Raw genomic sequence first — 15,817 nt, forward strand, 5'->3', positions numbered from 1 at the left:
GATGGGCCCCAACTCCTGGCGCGGCTTCAGCCGCTTCATCAACGCAGACGCCTGGGACCGGGTCGGCTAGGCGATTTCCTCCGGATCAGCTGGTCGTTGGTCCGGAGGTGCCGTCGATCGATGCGCGGTGGGCGTGGATCGAGCTGCTGCTTCCGTACCGGACGCAGAAGCGGGGAGGCCGCTGGAAGGGCAGGGGGCACAGGGAGGTGCCCGACACGATCGCCTTCAAGTCCCGGGCCGGTACTCGGTGGGACGACCCGTCTGGTCGTGGGCTACCCGCTGGTGGCACCATCTCTGGGATGCCCCCTTCCGTTCAGGTCGGCCCGTACACCGTCATCGCGCTCGCCGATGGTGAGGGCCCCTTCTTCTCTCCCAGGTCGGAGGCGTTCCCCGGCGCCACCACCGAGCAGTGGGCGGCGGCCGACCGGCTCGATCCCGGCGCGCTCGATGCCGAAGGTCGCTGGCGGCTCCAGTTCCGCGCGTTCGCGATCCGCAGCGACCGGGGTGTGACGCTGGTCGACGCGGGGATCGGCCCGGCCGACAGCCCGGCGGCCTCGTGGGCGCCCGTGCCCGGGGCACTCCCGGCATCACTGGCCGCCGCGGGCATCGACCCGTCCGACGTGGACACCGTGGTGCTCACGCATCTGCACACCGACCACGTGGGCTGGGCCGTCGTGGGCGGAGAGCAGATGCGGCCGTTCTTCCCCAACGCCGCATACCTATTGCAGCAGGCGGAAGTCGAAGCGATCGAGAGGATCAACCCGCAGCTGCGATCCAGGGTGATCGAGCCGCTCAGGGAGACCGATCAGCTGCGGCTGCTCGACGGCGACACCCCGCTGCGCGCGGGCGAGCGTGTATGCGCCACACCCGGTCACACCCCCGGACACCAGAGCGTGCTGGTCACGTCCGGGCCCGACCTGGTCGTCGTCACCGGTGACCTGCTCGTGCACGCGATCCAACTGCTTCACCCCGAACTCGCCTACGCCCACGAGATGGACCCCGAGCAGGCAAGAGCATCGAGGGAACAGGTGCTCCGCAGCCGAACCGCCGGCACCCTCCACCTCGCGACCCCGCACCTGACCGAGCCGTTCGTGCCACGCCTACCCACCCGGCGGGGCCGGCCGGGCCCGTAAGCGCGCGCAGCCGCTCGGCCGTCCGTGCCCCATCGAGCAGAGCCGCCGCCATGGTCACGCCGGATCGCCGCGTACAGCTCCGTCGTCGACGGGCATGCGCCCGGAGGCACGCCGTCGAGGTTCACGACCTGCGCCGCTCAGGAAGCAGCCGCCACACATCCCAGCTGCTCCGGAGTGGAAGCCCAGGTGTCGAGCAGCCCGGCCCGCGCGGACCCGCCCCGGCATACTGGATTGCATGGATAGGGTGACGCCAGGCCACGGAGTACGGGAACGGCTCGGCCGGATTCTGTTCTCCCGGGTGGCGGGGCCCGACGGACCGGAGAACCGGGCCCGTATTCACGGAACCCCAGGCCCCCGCTGGTTCGGCCCGGACCGGCCGGTGCGCCGGGTGCACGGGGACGCGTCCATGTTCATCGGCGGCTTGCGCGCCCTGCTCCTCCAGTCGCTGCATCCGCTGGCGATGGCCGCCGTCGCGGGCCACTCGGGCTTCCGGGGCGATCCGTGGGGGCGGCTCCAGCGGACCAGCACGTTCCTGGCGGTGACCACTTTCGCCACTGCCGAGCACGCCCAGGAAGCGGTCGACCACGTACGCTCCGTGCACGAGGGGGTGAGCGGATTCGCGCCCTCCGGCGAGCATTACCACGCGGCCGACCCGCACCTGTTGTGCTGGGTGCACATCGCCGAGGTGGACAGCTTCCTCCGCGCCCACCAGCGGTACGGGGCGCGGCCGCTGGACGGGGCCGGGTGCGACGGGTACATCGACGACATGGCCAGGGTGGCCGACGCCCTCGGCGTTCCCGACCCGCCGCACGACCGCGCGGAGCTGGCCGAACGCATCGCCGCTTACCGCCCGGAACTGCGAGCAACCCAGGATGCCCTGGACGCTGCCCGCTTCATCCTGCTGCACCCGCCACTGCCCTGGCCGGCCCGTCCCCCGTACGCCGTGCTCGCCGCCAACGCCGTGTCCGCGCTCCCGCCGTGGGCCCGCGAGCCACTGAGGCTGCCCCGGGCGCCGAGAATCGAGGAACTCTGCGTACGCCCCGCCGGGAAGGCCCTGACCAGCACCATCCGGTGGGCCATGAGCCCGCCGCCCGCACCTGCGAAGACCTGAATGCGGTGTCTTCGGGCCGGGCGACGCCGCCATGCTCGTCGGGCGGCCGTGAGGCCGAAGCAGGGCGCGTACGGGACGCGGCGGAACCGCACAACGGCGTGACACGCGCCGCGCCCCTACCTGCGCCAGGAGCCCGGCGGTCAGTCCCTCCGGTACTGCGCGGGTGACTTCTTCGTCGCCGGGTCCTCGTACGAGCCGACCGCCCCCCGGTCCACGTGGAAGGTGGTCAGGGTCGAGACGGGCGAGTGCGGGTCCCTGCGGTCCTCGATGACCCGCATGTGGGTGGTGAACCGCTCCGGTGTGACCTCGTACACGTCGTAGCCGTAGCGGTTGCCCTCGAAGTACTTGAGGTGCGGGTTGGCCTTGCCCATCAGCGGGCCATTGGCGGCGTTCCACTCTGCGGAGTACGCCCCCGATGTGACCGAGTGGGCGGTGAACTCCGTACCGACCACCGGCGATGCGGTGTCGTCGAAGTCCGTCCTGATGTCGTCGACGAACGCGGAGTGCCAGTCACCGGTGATCACCACCAGGTCCTCGAGGCCGCTCTTGTGCACATGGTCGAGCACCTCCTTGCGCTCGGCGAGGAAGCCGTCCCACTGGTCGGTGAACATGTACCCGCCACCGGGCCGGCCCCGCAGCTGGCTGAGCATGATCGAGTTGGCCCAGACGTGCCAGGCGTCCGGCGCCCGGTCGACGTTCTGCTTGAGCCATGCCTTCTGGTCGGCGCCGAGGATCGTCCCTCCGGGCAGGTTCTGCGCCGACCGGTACGAGCGCAGGTCCAGGACGCTGAGTTCGAGCAGGTCGCCCCAGCGGCGGTTGCGGTGGATCACCGGGTCGGGCAGCGCGGACTCGCCCCCGTCCCGGTGCGGCATGTGCTCGTACCAGGCCTGGTAGGCGGCAGCCCGGCGCTGCATCATGGGCGCGCCGCCGCCGGTGCCCGAGTAGTCGTTGACCACCTCGTGGTCGTCCCAGGTCAGAAACCACGGGTGGGCCGCGTGGGCCTCGCGCAGCGAGGCGTCGCCCTTGTAGAGCGCGTGCCTGCGGCGGTAGTCGGTGAGAGTGAGGATCTCGGGGGAGTCGTGGTCACGGACGTGGTCGCCGCCGACCGGGCCGTGCTCGTAGATGTAGTCGCCGAGGTGGACGACGAAGTCGACGTCCTCCCGGGCGATGGCGCGGTGCGCGCCGTAGTAACCGTCGTGGAAAGCCTGACAGTTGGCTGCGGCGAACCTGACCCTGCTGATCCTTCCCGAGGGAGCCGTCCTGGTCCGCCCTACCCGGCTGGTCTTCCCCAGGGCCCGGAACGCGTAGTAGTAGTGCGTGCCCGCCCGGAGCCCGCCGACGGGCACATGGACGCTGTGGCCGAGTGTCGCGGAGGCCGGTGCCTTGCCGCGCGCCACGACCCGCCGCAGCCCCCGGTCCGTGGCGACGACCCACTCCACCTCGACGACCTCGGGCAGTGGCTGCTCGGGGGCGAGAGGGTCGGGCGCGATCCTGGTCCACAGCACGACGCTCGTGGTCAGGGGATCACCGGAGGCGACTCCGAGGGTGAAGGGCGCCGGGTCGAACTGTGCGCCGAGGGCCTCGGCGGCCTCCCGGGCCTGCGCGGGCGAGAGCCCGGCGCTCAGCGGCCAGACGACGTTGAGCGCGCCGACCGCGCTCGCGGCCTTGAGGAGGTCTCGGCGGTTGAGTTTCATGACCAGTCTCCAGCGGTGCTCAGAGTGAGGGAGATGGCGTCCGCGTAACCATCGTTGGAGGTGCCGCTCCCGGTCCGGGTGAAGACCAGCAGCAGCCGTGCCGACCGGGCTCCGGGCGGCACGGCTGCCTCCCCGTCGCGCTCGACCAGTCCAGTACGTCCGCCCCGCTCGCCCGCTGTCACGGGTCCGAGCACGGTCAGCGCGACCGGCGTCCCCCTGCGGTCCCGGAACTCCACGGAGAGCCGTGCGCCGTCCTCCTGGGCGGCGTATCCGCCGAGCCAGGCACCGACGGTGTATCTGACCCGCCCCGCGTCGACAGCGGCCTGCCCGGTGGGCCCCTTACGGGGCAGCTGAACGTCCTGCATCAGCGCCGTCCGCTCGCTGGTGCCCCCGGAGAAGAACCGGCTGCCGCGCCGGGCGGGCCCGGGGTCGGACGGGGTCGGATAGCCGCCGCCCACGTCGTAGCCGACCAGAGCGGGGGCGCCCTGGGTGACCTTCCAGCCCGTGACCGACTCCACCGGCTCGGCGGTTCCGCCCGGCCCGGCCTCGGCGTCTCCGTTGACGACCAGATTCACAAGCGCCTCCTGGTTGGGGAATGTTCAGCGCTGGGAATCTCAGCAGTCCCGTATGAACCGCAGGTACCTGCTGGCCGAATATCGTGCAGAGCGTCCAAGTGCCCGGCACGAAAGTCCAATTCGGGCGGGCTCGTGAACCCAGGCCCGGCGGGCTCGTGCACCCGAGTCCGGTGGGTCCGTGAAAGCGAAGCGGGGGTGGCTCCAGCAGATTCGACGGACGAAAGTTGAACAACACGGTAAAGAGCGTTCTGTCCTGGCGGGAGTGTTCGGGAACGCAGTGCTGCGTGGATGATTGCGGGATGTTGGTCCAGGTGGAGGCGGTGGGGCAGGTCGCAGACGGGCGCGCGACGGTTCGGGTGCGCTCGGAGGTGGGTGCCACTACGGCGTTCTGGTGCGGCGATCCGACGGGAGTGGGGCGCGAGCATCATGTGGAGTGGACTGTTGACGAGGACGTGGCCTGGGGCGGCAACACTCGACCGGCCATTTTGTTCTCCCCCGGGGTGGCCGAGGTGGAAGGCGATCGGATTGCCTTTCGGGGGCGGCTGGGCCTGACGGGCGATGGCGGGGCGGTTCTGGAAGTAGCTGGAACCCGCATCCTGTTCGACCTCGCCGACCCGCCGCCATCGCCTGCTGTCGATGGGACGTGGGTCGAGGTTCGTGTGGAGCGCAACAGTGTCAGCGTGTGGCCCTACCTGCTGTGATTCACGGAAGTCCGATGGGCACCGCTGGTGCGGCTCCGCACGAGGCGCGCCTGGCCGGCGGCCTCCTCAATGCCGGGCGCCAGTGCGGTGGCAGCGTCGGTCCTGCCGCCCTCTCGACCATCGCGGTAGCCGTCACTGGCACGGCTGAGTCTTCCGGCGCCCCGAACGGCCGCCGCACTGGCGGAGGGGTACGGGCGTGCCTTCACGGTCACAGGCGGCCTCCTGCTGACCGCGGCGCTGTTCACTGCCGTCGCCGTCTCCCGGGTGCGCCCTCAGGACACGATGAAGCCGGTGTCCTGGCGGAGCAGGCCCGTCGCCCACGGGTTCGCCTCCCTCCTCGCCCCCGCCGGGGCGCAGATGTACTGGAAAGCTGAACGGCGTATGGCAAAACCTTCCTCAAGCGTAAGTCACGGGCGTCTTAGGTTTACCTAACCTCATGGTCAACTCTTGCTCGGCTTCCGATACGCAAACGGGATCGATGGCCTGTTGACGGGGCTGGAAGGCCGTGGATGCGGCGATGGGGAACCGGCCCACCGGCAGTGCGACCACAGGTGTGGCGCTGCCCCCCGGGGGTGACCCATGCGCTTCGGTCATCGGCCAGGTCCGAGCGCATTTTCGGGCACATCGCGTCGGGCGCGGGCGGGGCGGACGGCGGAAGTGAAGACGTGTCCGGAGCCCACCAGGAAGGCGACGCACTCCGTCTCGGGACGAGAGTGAGCGGGGCCGGGGCGACCGCACGGCGTGCCATCCGAACGACCGACGGCCTCCGGCGGCCGGGCTCTCCGTCAGGTAAGGGTCGGCTAAATTGAGCTCGCCTCGTCCGAGGTCAGAGCCCCTACTCACCATTTTCCGGAGTCCGTATGCGCCCCGTCCGCTTCTCCGCCGTCGCCACCGTGGCGGCCGTGACTGCCCTGACCGCTGTGACGGGGTGCGCCGAGAAAGCCGACGCCGGCGGCGACGGCGCGGTGAAGGTCACCGCCACCGACACCTCCTGCGAGGTCTCGAAGAGGACGTTCCCCTCCGGCCATCTCCAGCTCGCAGTCGAGAACAAGGGTTCGAAGGTCACCGAGGTCTATGTGCTCTACCCGGACGACCGCATAGTCACCGAGCGCGAGAACATCGGTCCCGGTACGAAGGCGAACATTACGGCAGAGATCAAGGCCGGTTCGTACGAGATCGCCTGCAAGCCCGGCATGAAGGGTGACGGAATCCGGCAGAAGGTCGAGGCGACCGGTGGCAAGGCCGTCAAGCGCGACCCCGAGCTGGACGCCGCGGTCGCGGCGTACCGCCAGTACACGCTCGATCAGGCGGAGGAGACCCTCCCCAAGGCCAAGGTGTTCGCCGACGCGGTCAAGGCCGGAGACGTCGAGGCCGCGAAGAAGGCCTACGCGGAATCGCGCATCGGCTGGGAACGCACCGAGCCCGTCGCGGAATCGTTCGGTGACATCGACCCGAAGGTCGACCTCCGCGAGGACGGGCTGGAGGAGGGCCAGGACCTGGAGAAGGACTGGACCGGCTGGCACCGCCTGGAGCGGTCCCTGTGGCAGGACAAGAAGATCACCGCGCGCGACAAGGAACTCGCCGACCTGCTCATCAAGGACCTGACCGTCTGGCAGAAGAAGGTCGGCACGGCGGAGATCACCCCGACGTCGATGGCCAACGGCGCCAAGGAACTTCTCGACGAGGTCGCCACGGGCAAGGTCACCGGCGAGGAGGAGCGCTACAGCCACACCGACCTGGTCGACTTCAAGGCGAACGTGGAGGGCGCGCAGAAGTCCTACGAGCTGCTGAAGCCGGTCGCCTCGAAGAACGACGCGGCGCTCACCGGGGAACTGGACACCCGGTTCGCCGAGCTGAACACGCTTCTGGACAAGTATCGCGCGGACAAGAGCAGTTACGTCTTCACCTCGTACGACAAGGTCGGCAAGGCGGAGCGCAAGGAGCTGTCCGACGGCGTCAACGCGCTCGCCGAGCCGCTGTCGAAGCTCGCCGCCGCTGTGGCGAAGTAACCGGCCGGCGAGAGCGGAGCAACGGGAATGACGGACACGTCGCACGGTGCCGCCGACGTCGGTCGTCCGACCGGGACGGGGCGCCCCTCACGGCGGTCGCTGATCGGCTGGGGCGGTGCCGGGCTCGTGCTGGGCGCGGGAGCCGCGGGCGGAACCGCGATGACGCTCGCCGGAGGCCCGGAGCCGGCCGAAGAGGCCGGTGCCGCGGTGCCGTTCCACGGCCAGCACCAGGCGGGAATCGCGACCGCAGTTCCCGACCGGCTCCACTTCGCGGCCTTCGACGTCACGACCCGGGACCGGGCCGCGCTCGTCCAGCTCCTCAAGGACTGGACGGCCGCTGCCGCCCGGATGACCCAAGGGCACGCGGTCGGCGACGGAGCTTTCGGGGGCCTGCCGGAAGCGCCCCCGGACGACACGGGCGAAGCCCTGGGCCTCAAGCCGTCCCGTCTCACCCTGACCGTGGGCTTCGGCCCCTCCCTGTTCGCCGCGGGCCGCTTCGGCCTGGAGCGCCGCAGGCCCGGAGCACTGGTCGAGCTGCCCAAGTTCCCCGGCGACAACCTCGACGCCGCACGCAGCGCAGGAGACCTGTGCGTCCAGGCATGCGCCAACGACCCCCAGGTCGCGGTGCACGCCATCCGCAACCTCGCCCGCATCGGCTTCGGCAGGGTCGCGGTCCGCTGGTCGCAGCTCGGCTTCGGCAAGACCTCCTCGACCACACCCGACGCCCAGACGCCGCGCAACCTCTTCGGATTCAAGGACGGAACCAGCAACATCTCGGGCACCGATCGGGCGATGCTGGAGCGCCATGTCTGGGTGCCCCCGGCCGACGGCCCCGACTGGATGGCGAAAGGGTCCTATCTCGTGGCGCGCCGGATCCGGATGCACATCGAGACCTGGGACCGCACCTCCTTGCAGGAACAGGAGGACGTCATCGGCAGGGACAAGGGCGAAGGCGCACCCGCGGGCAAGGCGCGTGAACACGACGCCCCGTTCCTCAAGGCCATGCTGCCCACCGCGCATGTGCGCCTCTCGCACCCGGACTCCAACGGAGGGGCGAGGATGCTGCGCCGCGGCTACTCCTTCACCGACGGGACCGACGGCCTCGGACGCCTGGACGCCGGCCTGTTCTTCCTGGCCTACCAGCGCGACGTGCGGGACGCGTTCATCCCCGTACAGCGGAACCTGGCGCGCAACGACGCGCTCAACGAGTACATCCAGCACGTGGGTTCGGCCGTCTTCGCGATACCCCCGGGCGTCCTGGACGAGGACGACTGGTGGGGCCGCGGGCTGTTCTCCACATGAACACAGCGGAGGGACCGACATGTTCGGCAACTATCTGATCGGCTTGCGCGAGGGGCTGGAGGCGAGCCTCGTCGTCTGCATCCTCGTCGCCTACCTGGTCAAGACCGAGCGTCGGGACGCGCTGAAGCCGGTATGGGCCGGCATCGGCGTCGCGTGCGCGATCTCGCTGGCCTTCGGCGCGGTACTGGAGTTCGGCTCCCAGGAACTGACTTTCGAGGCACAGGAGTTGCTCGGCGGATCCCTGTCGATCATCGCGGTGGGCCTGGTCACCTGGATGGTCTTCTGGATGCGGCGCACCGCCCGTCACCTCAAGGCGGACCTTCATGGGAAGCTGGACGCCGCGCTGCAGATGGGAGCGGGGGCCCTGGTCGCGACGGCCCTGCTCGCCGTGGGGCGCGAGGGTCTGGAAACCGCCCTGTTCGTCTGGGCCTCGGTCCGCGCCAGCGGTGAAGGTACTTCGGCACCGCTCATCGGTGTGCTGCTGGGCATCGCGACGGCGATCGTGCTGGGCTACCTGTTCTACCGGGGTGCGCTCAAGATCAATCTGGCGAAGTTCTTCACCTGGACCGGCGGCATGCTCGTGATCGTCGCCGCGGGTGTACTCGCCTACGGCGTCCACGACCTGCAGGAGGCACGTTTCCTGGGCGGGCTGGCCGACAAGGCGTTCGACGTCAGCGCCACGATTCCGCCCGACAGCTGGTACGGCACGCTGCTCAAGGGCGTTTTCAACTTCCAGCCGGACCCGACCGTTCTCCAGGTCGTGGTGTGGTCTCTGTATCTGGTGGTGACCATGTCCTTCTTCCTCGCGCCGCAGCGGCCCTCGGCGGGGAAGGCGCCCTCGACCGGGCCGACTTCGGTGGGGGAGCGCTCGATGCCGTCCCGTGTGACGTCGGGCGACGGGCCGATGGCCGACGGGAAGAACTGACGCCTTCGAATTGCTGCTCGGGCGGGGAGGAGAGCCAGGCCGGCTCTCCTCCCCGCCGCTTCTCTTGCCGTCTCCCGCGCTTGCACGCCCGGAGGTTCCTCGGACAGGAGCCACAGGGAGTGGCCGGAGGCGCTGCCGGAGATGGTCAACACCATCAACCACCAAAGCAACTTCGGCGGATCTCCCCTTCGCTCACCTCGGCCTGAAGCCGAAACCAGCTGTCACCCGACTCCCCGGCTCAGGAACCGCCGAGGCATCTCTCGTACCGGTCGACCTCACCCTGGGTGTGCTGCTCGGTGTCCTCCGGTTGGTGGCGGCCGGTGTCGCAGCCCGGTTCCATCCGAGCCCGGATTCCCGCACAGGCCGGGGACCGGGAGATCGTCATCGCTGGGCCGAGGGCGGCCGCCCGGCCGGCCCTCGTCTTCCTCGTCATCAATTGGGCGGTGAACAATCTCGCGGCACTGCTGGCCTTCCTCCCGATGATGTTCGCGGTGGTGGTCCGCACCGCGGGACGGCGGATCACCGGCAACCACACATGGTGGCTGACCGCCGCCCCTATCGCCGCGAGCGTTGTCCCGGTGGTTGCGGCGCTGCTGCTGACCGGCCTCGTCCCGTCGAAAGGCATCGCTCCGATCCCCTACTTCCAGGACACGCCGGGCCGTCTCTTTCGGATCATGCCTAGGCGTCCTCCCACTCTGCTTGCAGCCAGCTGAGTTGCGCCTTGCTGAGCGAAGGCTCAAAGCCTTTGGGGAACATGAGCGAGAGCGGCTGCGGCCACATGCTTTCGGGCCCATGCTCCTCACAGTGCAGAGCTACGAGATGCGGCCCTTCCCCGCACGTCTCGCGCCCGTAGAAGCGGTCATGCGTCTGACAGAAGTACGAGAACGTCGTGCAGTCGTCCTCGTCAGCCGGTTCGTGGAAACCGGGGTCCCGGACGATCAGCGTCACCGGTTCTTGGGGGTCGAACTGGGGGATGGGCCGAGGATCGCACCACAGCAGTCGAGGAGGAAGCACGCGATCATTCTGCGCCCGGAGCGGCTCCGAGTCAGCTTGCGGACCAGATGAAGATGCCCGCGGGATGGAGTGCACTCGAAGCCGCAGGCGCGGAGCGGGTGGGCGGACTTCCTCCTGACCCGCGGCGACGTCGCCCGAACCGCAGCGCCGGAGGCCCCGCCCGCGCCTCCGCGCGCGTACCGGGACGAACGGGTGACGGCCCTGCTGCACGACTGCGCGAACGGGGCCCTCGACGCGGACCGGACCGTCGAGGCGATCCGCGCCCTCGCCCGACGGGCACCGTGTGCGCCGCACGGCCGCAGGGCCGCAGGGCCGCAGGGCCAGCGTGCGAACACGTGGACGCCTCCCGACCTGCCCGTGTGCCGGGACCGCAGCGGTCGCATTCCACCGTCCGCCCCATGACCACCACGAGGAACCTCCTGGCTCCACGCCGACCGTCTACTCGACCGCACCTACGGCTTCACGCGTCTCCTTGCCGAGAAGTTCGTCGAGTAGAAGTGTGGAGGGCAGGGCGGAGTTGAGATACACGTACTCGCGGTGGTGCTCGACGACCGCGAGCAGGGTGCGCAGCGTGTCCACGGCGCCCTCCCGCTGCTCGGCGAGATGCTGGGCCTGGGCCAGCAGGCCCAGATGGAGGGGGAGGTGGATTCGCGTCCGGGACAGCCGCATCTCGGTCAGCGCGTTCATCATCTTCGGGATGCCCTCCCGCTGCCCCGCGTGCGTGAGGGCCCAGCCGAGCGGGACGTTCAGCATCGCCGACCAGGAGGACAGGCCGTGCTTGACGGAGAGTTCGACGCCCTGCGCACCGAAGTTTCCGGCCGCGTCCGGATCGCCCTCCCAAGCGGCCACTATCGCGTTGACGTAGAGGGCGTGGACCCGGTCCCAGGGCTTGTCGCCCCACTGCGTCAGCCTCAGGAGGCGCCGGCCCTGCTCGGCGGCGGCCGCGCGTTCGCTCATCAGCCAGCGGGCGAAGACGTCGTGGGCGCGGAAGTAGACGCGTGGATCGGAGCGGTACATTCCGTCCGGCAGCCGACCCTCGCGCGCCAGCCGTTCGGACAGTTCCACGCCGTGCTCGAACGACCGCAGCGCGTCGGGCAGCCGGTCGCGGATGAACATGGTCATCCCCTCGCCGTACACCGCGCCCAGCCGGGCCGCGGGATCCCCGGTGCGTGCGGCGATGGTCTTCAGCCGGTCGGTGAGCCGCCCCGACTCGTCGTAGCGTCCGCGGACGAGGAGCGACACACTCAGCATCGACAGGACCGCCGGGTCGTCGGACCGGTGCGGCGGCGTGCCGGGTGTGTACCCCCGGATGATCTCCGTCTCTGCCTCGGTGTCGCCGAATCCGCGTACGTGGCACAGCAGATGGGCCAGTTCACCGTGGAGTCGGGACATCAGCCCCCGGGCGGCCGAACCGTCGGGCAGCGAGCCGGTGACCGAGATGGCACGGCGCAGCCACATCTGGCGGTCGTTCGAGGCCAGGCGCGACCCGGCGTTCTCGGCCGCGCTCAGGAGCCAGGGAAGCGCCCGCTCCGGCGGCATGGCGCCTCCGGCGCGCCAGACGTGGTGGGCGATGCGGTCGCTCCGCTCCGGGGTGCCCTCCCCGGCGAAGCGCGGGGACAGGGCGTGCGCGTACGCGGCGTGCAGCCGCTGGCTCTCCTCGCCGGTGAGGTCGCCCACGAGCACCTCCCGGGCGCGTGGTGGGGTGAGCCGGGGGCGGCCGGCGGGCCGCGGGCCGGAGACGAGCAGCCCGTGCCGGACCGCCGACTCCACGATCGCCACGGCGCCGTCGCCGCCCGCGGCCCGGCACAGGGAGTCCAGTTCGATATCGGGTGCGGCGATGGCACAGAGCCGCAGTAGTCGCAGGACCGGTCCCGGCAGTTCGGCGAACTCCTGGCGGAGGACCTTGCGCGCGCACGGGACGACGAGGCCGATCAACTCGTCCGCGGTGCCGGGGTCCCGGAGGTCGCCGGCCTCGCGGAGGAGGGAGAGCATCTGGAGCACGAAGGAGGGGCTGCCCACGGACTGCCTGTGGAGCGCTTCCACGACACGACGGTCGACGCCAGGCCCGGAGTGCGCTTCGGCCAGGGCGGTGAGGTCGGGGAGAGTCAGGGCCCCGAGCCGCAGGATCTGCGTGTTGGGGCCCCTGAGTATCCCGGTCATCGTCGAATACCGGGAGCTGTCGGGCCAGGTCTCCAGGTCCCAGCCGGTCAGCACGATGCCGAGCGGATGCCCCTGGCGGCGGTTGGCCAGCAGACGGAGCACGTCCAGTGACGCCGTGTCCGCCCGGTGCACGTCCTCCAGCAGCAGCACCAGAGGTCGCCGCGCCGCCAGGTCGAGCAGGATCTCGCAGAGCGCGTCGTGGGTCCGGAAGGGGTTCTGCGGGTCGCCGGGCCCGGCGTCGCCACCCGGGCCCGGCTGCCACCCGGGCAGCAGCGGCGCCAGCAGCGCGCCGAACGGTGCGGCGGCCGACCGGAAGGCATCGGGCCGTGCTGTCGAGAGCCGGCGCAGCACCTGCGTCCACAGCCAGTAGGGCGGAACTCCCTCGCCGGAGAAACTGGTGCTCCGGATCGTTTCGATGTTCTCGTCCCGTACCCGAAGACGGTGGACCAGTTCCATCACGAGATGCGTTTTCCCGAGTCCGGAAAAACCGAGTACGCACGCGAGATGTCCGTGACCGGCAGCCGTTTCGGCCATGGCGGCCACAAGAAGATTCACCTCCCGTTCGCGGCCTATTAATGGAGGGGCGATCCCCGGTTCGTCGGGTGTGGGCAAAGGGACGGTGGATGCGGCGGGCGTCCCGCGTTCCCGACCGTCCGGCACCTCCTGGGCACCTACCGCCGGTCCTGCCGGTCCCGCCGGTGCGGAGGTGCGCGCGACCGTGCTGGACATCGTTGTCCGGACCTGCCGCGGGAACGCGGTCGCTCCCGGACGGGCAGGACCGCCGGTCGCGCCGCGTGTGCGCCCGCCCAGTTCCTGCCGGAGGAGAGCGGTGTGGAGCTTCTGGAGATCGGCGCTCGTGTCCACCCCGAACTCCTCGACCAGATAGCTCCGGGTGTACGCGTACAGCTCCAGCGCCTCGGCCTGCCGGCCGGACCGGAACAGTGCGGTCATCAGGTGGCCCACCATGCGTTCCCTGGCCGGGTGCTGACGGACCTCGCGCTCCAGTTCGGCGACCACCTCGGCGGTCCGCCCCAGGAGGAGACCTGCCTCAGCGGAGGATTCGAGGGCGGTGAGCCGCATCTGTTCGAGACGGGCGCTCTCGTCGGCGATCGACGGGTGGGTGTGGAACTCCGCGTACGGTGCGCCGTGCCACAGGGTGAGAGCCCGGGTGAGGTGGTCCCGGGCCGCCGGAGGGTTCTGGCCCGCGAGCAGTCGGCGGCCGGTGGAGATGAGCTGCTCGAAGCGGTACGCGTCCACCTGGTCCGACGCGAGCCGGAGGACGTATCCCGGGGCCTGGTGGCACAGGATCGCGGACCTGCCGGGGCCGGCCGCGGGGGTCAGGGCCCTGCGCAGGTGGGAGATATGGCTCTGCAGGGTGGCGACAGCCTGCTGGGGGCGGGCGTCCCGCCACAGCTCCTCGATGAGCACCGTTGTGGGGACGACGCGGCCCAGTCTGATGAGGAGGAGGGCCAGGAGCGCCCGGCGGCGCGGTGGTCCGAGGGGGACGTCGCGGCTCTCGTACCGGGCCGACATGGGCCCCAGCACCTGAAGTGCCGGCCCGGAGGGTGCGGGCGGTGATGAGGGCGGCGACGCTCCCTCGGCCTGATGCACGAACATATTCTCCTGCCCCATTCGTTCTCACGCCTAAGACTTCATCGGTGAATACACCTTAGAACAGTGATCTCATCCGCGGGGATTTTCCGGTTGGCCATGGGCGGCGGGTGCCATAGAGCGAAACGTGCGCGGATGTCAACGGCGCAGATTCGCCGGGTGAGGCGAAACCGGCCATGCGCATGGTGAATTCCCTAGGGATACGCGGAGAGCCCCAGGCATCCCGGATCCCCCCGCACGGGCCTTTGGCCGCACCCTTCGGGAACGCCCGGCGCGGTGCATCGGCAAGCGAACGGCAGGGATGTGGGCAAGCCCTTGCGCCGGGGTGTCAGCGAATCGGCCAGCGTCCAGCAAGGGGGATGGGCCAACATGATCGAAACCGGAATTTTTCGAGTGGCCCGAGCCAATCGCTCGGCGCGGATCCAGGAGGCGTCACACGGTGTTCGCGATTCTTTTTCCTGGTCAGGGCTCGCAGTTCCGGGGCATGGGCGCAGATGTTTTCGGCCACTACCCGGGCATCACCCGATTCGCCTGCGATCTCCTCGGATACGACCTCCCGGCACGCTGCCGCGACAACCAGGACGACGTGCTCTCCCGTACGGAGTGCACGCAGCCGGCTCTCTTCACCGTCAACGCGCTGCACGCCTTCGAGCGGGAACGCCGGGAGGGCCGGCCCGCCGACTGCTACCTCGGGCACAGCCTGGGGGAGTACAACGCGCTCCTCGCCGCAGGGGTCTTCGACTTCGAGACCGGTCTCCGGATCGTCCAGAGGCGCGGCGAGTTGATGGCCGCGGCTTCGGGCGGCGGCATGACCGCGGTCATGAACACCCCGGCCGACAGGCTCCTGGAGGTGCTGGGCGCCGATGGCGTCGAGGGCATGGAGGTGGCGGCCCACAACACCGACACCCAGGTCGTGATCGCCGGCGCCGACGGCGCTCTCCGGGCCGCCCACGCCTCCCTGCGGGCACGGGGCATCCGCTTCGCCCCATTGCGGGTCGGGGCGGCCTTCCACTCGCGCGCCATGGAGCCGGCGCGCACCGAGTTCGAGGTATTTCTCCGCCAATTCACCTTCGCGGAACCCTCGGTGACGGTGATATCCAACGCGAGTGCACGCCCCTACGAGGGGAGCATGATTCCGGAGATGCTGTGCCGGCAGATCGTCGAACCCGTTCGATGGGTCGAAAGCGTCCGACACCTCCTCGACCGTGACGGCTCCCTGGAGTACGAGGAGATCGGCGGCACATCGCTGCTCCGCATGGTGAAAAGCATCGAGAAAACCAGTCCTCGGGGCACTCTGACGAAAAGCGGGGTATGAGACATGGGGCGAACCCAGCGCCTGCGGAACATGATCGAGGAACAGTTTCTCGTTGAATTCGATGAAGAACTGACCGATCAGAGTGACCTCTTCAAGGCCGGAGTGATCGATTCCTTCGGATATGTCCAGCTCCTTGGTTCCATCGAGGAGGAGTTCTCGATCCAGCTGAAGGACGAGGACTTCCTCAAGGACATTCTCACCTCGCTGGAATCCATCGACGCCTTCGTGGCGAAGAAGATCGCCGAGCGCGGCGACCGCTGAAGCAAG

At 69.8% G+C, this 15,817-nt stretch carries 12 protein-coding genes; 9 read left to right on the forward strand and 3 right to left on the reverse strand.

The genetic code is table 11. The features are described 5' to 3' along the window. Nucleotides 1-299 precede the first annotated feature (299 nt). Nucleotides 300-1,133, forward strand: a complete 834-nt coding sequence (locus tag IE272_RS23660; RefSeq protein WP_190007867.1) for an MBL fold metallo-hydrolase — start codon at nucleotides 300-302, stop codon at nucleotides 1,131-1,133. A 235-nt stretch (nucleotides 1,134-1,368) separates the two neighbouring features. Further along, entirely contained in the window at nucleotides 1,369-2,244 is an 876-nt protein-coding gene (locus tag IE272_RS23665; protein ID WP_190007869.1) for an oxygenase MpaB family protein, read from the forward strand. A gap of 140 nt (nucleotides 2,245-2,384) precedes the next feature. On the opposite strand, the gene IE272_RS23670 is transcribed toward IE272_RS23665, so the two are convergent. Together IE272_RS23670 and IE272_RS23675 are read right to left on the reverse strand one after the other, a co-directional pair. Continuing rightward, the gene (locus tag IE272_RS23670) at nucleotides 2,385-3,938 is read right to left on the reverse strand and encodes an alkaline phosphatase D family protein (RefSeq protein ID WP_190007871.1); all 1,554 of its coding nucleotides are present in this window, start codon (nucleotides 3,936-3,938) and stop codon (nucleotides 2,385-2,387) included. Continuing rightward, on the reverse strand, nucleotides 3,935-4,513 hold the full coding sequence (locus IE272_RS23675) for a phosphoesterase (protein ID WP_190007873.1): 579 nt from the start codon (nucleotides 4,511-4,513) through the stop codon (nucleotides 3,935-3,937). The genes IE272_RS23670 and IE272_RS23675 overlap by 4 nt, the downstream gene beginning before the upstream one ends. Nucleotides 4,514-4,812: 299 nt before the next feature. On the opposite strand from IE272_RS23675, the gene IE272_RS23680 reads away from it, so the two are divergent. From IE272_RS23680 to IE272_RS23700, 5 genes are all read left to right on the forward strand, one after another. Next, the gene (locus IE272_RS23680) at nucleotides 4,813-5,214 is read left to right on the forward strand and encodes a hypothetical protein (RefSeq protein ID WP_229897533.1); all 402 of its coding nucleotides are present in this window, start codon (nucleotides 4,813-4,815) and stop codon (nucleotides 5,212-5,214) included. Between the two features lie 860 nt (nucleotides 5,215-6,074). Next, nucleotides 6,075-7,223 (forward strand): iron uptake system protein EfeO, encoded by a 1,149-nt coding sequence (gene efeO, locus IE272_RS23685; RefSeq protein ID WP_050362899.1) that lies wholly within the window; start codon nucleotides 6,075-6,077, stop codon nucleotides 7,221-7,223. A 27-nt stretch (nucleotides 7,224-7,250) separates the two neighbouring features. Further along, complete coding sequence (efeB, locus tag IE272_RS23690) at nucleotides 7,251-8,525, forward strand: iron uptake transporter deferrochelatase/peroxidase subunit (protein WP_190007875.1); 1,275 nt, start codon at nucleotides 7,251-7,253, stop codon at nucleotides 8,523-8,525. Nucleotides 8,526-8,544: 19 nt separating this feature from the next. After that, entirely contained in the window at nucleotides 8,545-9,450 is a 906-nt protein-coding gene (efeU, locus tag IE272_RS23695) for an iron uptake transporter permease EfeU (RefSeq protein WP_056704543.1), read from the forward strand. 320 nt (nucleotides 9,451-9,770) lie between these two features. After that, nucleotides 9,771-10,163, forward strand: a complete 393-nt coding sequence (locus IE272_RS23700; RefSeq protein WP_159103724.1) for a hypothetical protein — start codon at nucleotides 9,771-9,773, stop codon at nucleotides 10,161-10,163. A 739-nt stretch (nucleotides 10,164-10,902) separates the two neighbouring features. Here IE272_RS23700 and IE272_RS23705 read toward each other — a convergent pair. Continuing rightward, complete coding sequence (locus IE272_RS23705; protein WP_190007877.1) at nucleotides 10,903-14,157, reverse strand: ATP-binding protein; 3,255 nt, start codon at nucleotides 14,155-14,157, stop codon at nucleotides 10,903-10,905. 517 nt (nucleotides 14,158-14,674) lie between these two features. Between IE272_RS23705 and IE272_RS23710 the strand changes: the two genes are divergently transcribed. Beyond that, entirely contained in the window at nucleotides 14,675-15,550 is an 876-nt protein-coding gene (locus IE272_RS23710; protein ID WP_073959230.1) for an ACP S-malonyltransferase, read from the forward strand. A gap of 3 nt (nucleotides 15,551-15,553) precedes the next feature. Further along, on the forward strand, nucleotides 15,554-15,811 hold the full coding sequence (locus IE272_RS23715) for an acyl carrier protein (RefSeq protein ID WP_057667672.1): 258 nt from the start codon (nucleotides 15,554-15,556) through the stop codon (nucleotides 15,809-15,811). The last annotated feature ends 6 nt before the right edge of the window (nucleotides 15,812-15,817 follow it).

Origin of the sequence: Streptomyces anulatus (assembly GCF_014650675.1) — a bacterium.
Lineage (GTDB): Bacteria > Actinomycetota > Actinomycetes > Streptomycetales > Streptomycetaceae > Streptomyces > Streptomyces anulatus.

What these genes read in the sequence shown, in the direction of transcription:
- efeB (WP_190007875.1), top strand. Translation starts at nt 7,251, where the DNA reads ATGACGGACACGTCGCACGGTGCCGCCGACGTCGGTCGTCCGACCGGG.
- efeU (WP_056704543.1), top strand. Translation starts at nt 8,545, where the DNA reads ATGTTCGGCAACTATCTGATCGGCTTGCGCGAGGGGCTGGAGGCGAGC.
- IE272_RS23705 (WP_190007877.1), bottom strand. Translation starts at nt 14,157, where the DNA reads ATGTCGGCCCGGTACGAGAGCCGCGACGTCCCCCTCGGACCACCGCGC.
- IE272_RS23715 (WP_057667672.1), top strand. Translation starts at nt 15,554, where the DNA reads ATGGGGCGAACCCAGCGCCTGCGGAACATGATCGAGGAACAGTTTCTC.
- IE272_RS23670 (WP_190007871.1), bottom strand. Translation starts at nt 3,938, where the DNA reads ATGAAACTCAACCGCCGAGACCTCCTCAAGGCCGCGAGCGCGGTCGGC.
- IE272_RS23665 (WP_190007869.1), top strand. Translation starts at nt 1,369, where the DNA reads ATGGATAGGGTGACGCCAGGCCACGGAGTACGGGAACGGCTCGGCCGG.
- IE272_RS23680 (WP_229897533.1), top strand. Translation starts at nt 4,813, where the DNA reads ATGTTGGTCCAGGTGGAGGCGGTGGGGCAGGTCGCAGACGGGCGCGCG.
- efeO (WP_050362899.1), top strand. Translation starts at nt 6,075, where the DNA reads ATGCGCCCCGTCCGCTTCTCCGCCGTCGCCACCGTGGCGGCCGTGACT.
- IE272_RS23660 (WP_190007867.1), top strand. Translation starts at nt 300, where the DNA reads ATGCCCCCTTCCGTTCAGGTCGGCCCGTACACCGTCATCGCGCTCGCC.